The 3076-nt window shown below is 72.4% G+C and carries 5 protein-coding genes and 1 pseudogene; 4 read left to right on the top strand and 2 right to left on the bottom strand.

The annotated features are described in order from the left end of the window. Window positions 1-200: pseudogene (locus ACYVE9_RS20820) on the bottom strand (hypothetical protein); the annotation flags it as partial. Window positions 201-208: 8 nt separating this feature from the next. Further along, complete coding sequence (locus ACYVE9_RS20815; protein ID WP_461029411.1) at window positions 209-1189, bottom strand: alpha/beta fold hydrolase; 981 nt, start codon at window positions 1187-1189, stop codon at window positions 209-211. Between the two features lie 120 nt (window positions 1190-1309). Between ACYVE9_RS20815 and ACYVE9_RS20810 the strand changes: the two genes are divergently transcribed. The 4 genes from ACYVE9_RS20810 (at window position 1310) to ACYVE9_RS20795 (ending at window position 3072) form a co-directional block, all read left to right on the top strand. Continuing rightward, complete coding sequence (locus tag ACYVE9_RS20810) at window positions 1310-1558, top strand: hypothetical protein (RefSeq protein ID WP_461029410.1); 249 nt, start codon at window positions 1310-1312, stop codon at window positions 1556-1558. A gap of 121 nt (window positions 1559-1679) precedes the next feature. Then, on the top strand, window positions 1680-2306 hold the full coding sequence (locus ACYVE9_RS20805) for a TetR/AcrR family transcriptional regulator (protein ID WP_461029409.1): 627 nt from the start codon (window positions 1680-1682) through the stop codon (window positions 2304-2306). Window positions 2307-2447: 141 nt separating this feature from the next. After that, window positions 2448-2675, top strand: a complete 228-nt coding sequence (locus ACYVE9_RS20800; RefSeq protein WP_461029408.1) for a DUF3107 domain-containing protein — start codon at window positions 2448-2450, stop codon at window positions 2673-2675. A 106-nt stretch (window positions 2676-2781) separates the two neighbouring features. Further along, the gene (locus ACYVE9_RS20795; protein WP_461029407.1) at window positions 2782-3072 is read left to right on the top strand and encodes a hypothetical protein; all 291 of its coding nucleotides are present in this window, start codon (window positions 2782-2784) and stop codon (window positions 3070-3072) included. Window positions 3073-3076: the final 4 nt, after the last annotated feature.

Here is a 3076-nt window from a genome sequence, read left to right as displayed (position 1 = left end):
GAGCCGCCGTAGGGCCCGCTGCCCGGCTCGGGGTGCTGCGGGTGGCCGCCGCGCACGTGCTGCGTGGTCCGGGGGTGCGGACGCGGAGCCTGGGGCGGGGTCAGCGGGAGCGGCGCGTCGGACCGCTCCCCCGAGGACTGTCGCGGTATGTCAGCGGTGTCGTCGGAGCCCGTCCGACGAGGGCGGCTGTGGCGTCCCACGCGTCGCTTCAACTCCTGACCGTGTCGGCTGCTGCGAGCAGGTCACGGAAGGCTCCCGCCACCGTCTCCGGATACTCCAGCATGGCGACGTGCCCGGCGTCGGGCAGGACCAGCAGCCGGGAGTTCCGGTACTTCCTGGTCGCCTTGCCCGCCATCCGCACCGACACCAGCCGGTCCCGGCCCCCGTAGACGAGCAGGGTGGGCGCGAGGACCCGCTCGGCCTGTCGCCACAGCGAATGCTGGCCGCCCAGCGTATAGGCATCCACCACGCCGCGCGCCGACCGGGACAGGACCTCCCAGAAATAGGGCAGCTCGAGCCGTCGCTCGTACTCCTTGACCGCTCTCTCGAAGCCGTCCGGCGAGGCCGCCTGCGGGTCGCCGTAGCACAGGCGCACCACCTCGCGGGTGCGGCGCTCGGCGGTCCAACCGCGGGTCGCCCGGGCGTACAGGCGGGCCGCGCCCGGCACCGCGAGCAGCGCGGTCGGCACCGCGCTGCGCTGCGGACGCAGCTCGGGCAGCGCCGGTGAGATCAGCGTCAGGGTGCGCACCAGGTCGGGCCGCACCGCGGCGACGCGGGTGGTGATGGCGCCGCCCAGCGAGTTGCCGAACAGGTGGACCGGCCCCCGCTCGGTGGAGTCGAGGTAGCGGATGACGGCCCGGGCGTGCCCGGTGACGGAGTAGTTGCCGTCCTGCGGAGGGTCCGAGTGCCCGAAGCCCGGCAGGTCGAGGGCCTCGCCGTCCACGTCGCCGGCGAGCTCCGCGAGCAGCGCCGACCAGTTCTGCGAGGACCCGCCGAGGCCGTGCACGTAGAGGGCGGGCGGCAGCTCCTCCCGGTTCTGGGGAGGGTCGGCCAGGGTGCGCACCGCGAGGGTCGAGCCGGACAGTGAGACGGTGCGCAGCGCCTCCCCGTCACCGGCGGCGACCTCCGTCAGCGGCTGCACGACTTGCGGGACGGCGGCCCGGGTACCCGACTGGTCAGTGGAAGCCATGCCGCAATGTTACGGGCCGATCACGCCGACCCGAGGTGTGTTCGCCGTCACAGAGCGGCGCCGGTGCACAGGAAAGCCCGGTGGGCCACACCGGAGAAACGCGAGAGAAGAGGGACCGTCATGACCGTTGACCCCACCGACCCGGACACCTTCGAGACCCCGGCCGACGACGGGACCCACCCGGCGGTGCCGGAGGCGGACGCCGCCGAGCAGCAGGCCGAGTTGCTGCCCACGGACGACGACGACGCGGGCACGGGCGCGAGCGGCGGTGCGAGCGGCGCCCCGATCGATCCGGCGGACGCCGTGAACGACGCAGACGCCGCGGAACAGGCCCGGATTGTGGAGATCGATGAGGACGATTACCGGTGAAAAGGGGCAGCGCGGTGTCCGAGGGATGAAAATCTCAGGCCACGGCGCGCACAGGTCGGTTACTCAAAAGTACGATGGCCAGCGCGGCGCACATCGCGCAAGCACGACCCTGGGAGGCGGCGTGACAGCCATCGAGCAGACCGAGGCACGCCCGCGAGGCACTCGCCTGCCGCGCCGGGCCCGACGCAACCAGTTGCTCGGAGCCGCGCAGGAGGTTTTTGTCGCGCAGGGCTACCACTCAGCGGCGATGGACGACATCGCCGAACGGGCGGGCGTCAGCAAGCCGGTGCTGTACCAGCACTTCCCCGGCAAGCTGGACCTGTACATGGCGTTGCTCGACCAGCACTGCGAGGCGCTGCTCCAGGCGGTGCGATCGGCGCTGGGCAACACCACGGACAACAAGCACCGGGTCGCCGCCACCATGGACGCCTACTTCGGCTTCGTGGAGAACGAGGGCGGGGCGTTCCGGCTCGTCTTCGAGTCGGACCTGACCAACGAGCCGGCGGTACGCGAACGGGTCGACAAGGTCAGCCTGGAGTGCGCCGAGGCGGTGTGCGAGGTCATCGCCGAGGACACAGACCTGCCGCGTGAGCAGTCGATGCTGCTGGCGGTCGGGTTGTGCGGGATGGCGCAGATCACGGCGCGCTACTGGCTGGGATCGGGCCAGCGCATCCCGCGGGACGCGGCGGCCCAGCTCATCGCGTCCCTGGCCTGGCGGGGCATCGCCGGGTTCCCGCTGCACGAGTGACCACGCGGGGCGGCCGGGCCCGGGGCGGTGTTCGCTCCCGGCGTGGCCGCACCCGCGTCGCGCGGGTCCTCCCGCGGGCTAATGTGTGCTGCGAACAGCGCGGTTGGCCGCGCACCCCCTGACCGTCGGAAGGACATTGCCGTGGAGGTCAAGATCGGCGTGCAGCACGCGCCCCGCGAGCTCACGCTGGAGAGCACGCAGTCTGCCGAGGAGATCGAGCGCACTGTGTCCGACGCGCTGACCGGTAAGTCGGGTCTGCTCACGCTCACGGACGAGAACGGCCGCAAGGTGCTGATTCCGGCGGACCGGCTGGCCTACGTGGACATCGGTGAGCCGTCGACGCGGAAGGTCGGCTTCGGCGTCGGCTGACCGCCCGCACACCGCCAGTCGGCTCCGGGAACGGCGGCCGGGAGATGAATCCTCCCGGTCGCCGTTTCGCGTGTCGGCCGCGCTGGGTAGTACGGGGAAGTCCGATATGCCCACCGGCCAGGAGGTGCCCGTGTTCGGGGAGGCACTCAGCTCCATGATCCTCGGTCTCGCCGTGGCGTGCGCGGCCCTGCACTGGCTGCCGCACCGCTTCGCCGGCCGGTCCTCGCTGGTGCTGGTGACGGGCACCCTCGCGGGAGTGCTGGGCGGTCTGGTCGCCCGTGCGGTGCTGGGGCCGGGTCACCTGCTCGTCGCCCTGGTGCTGGCGGCGACGGTCGCGGCCGCACTCATCTCGGTGCTGTCCGACGCCCGCCCCCCGATCGCCCACGCCGGGCGCTGAGCCC

It is taken from the genome of Streptomyces sparsus, assembly GCF_054776295.1.
The sequence above is the reverse complement of the archived record's forward strand: the minus strand, read 5'-3'. Positions and strand labels throughout refer to the sequence as shown.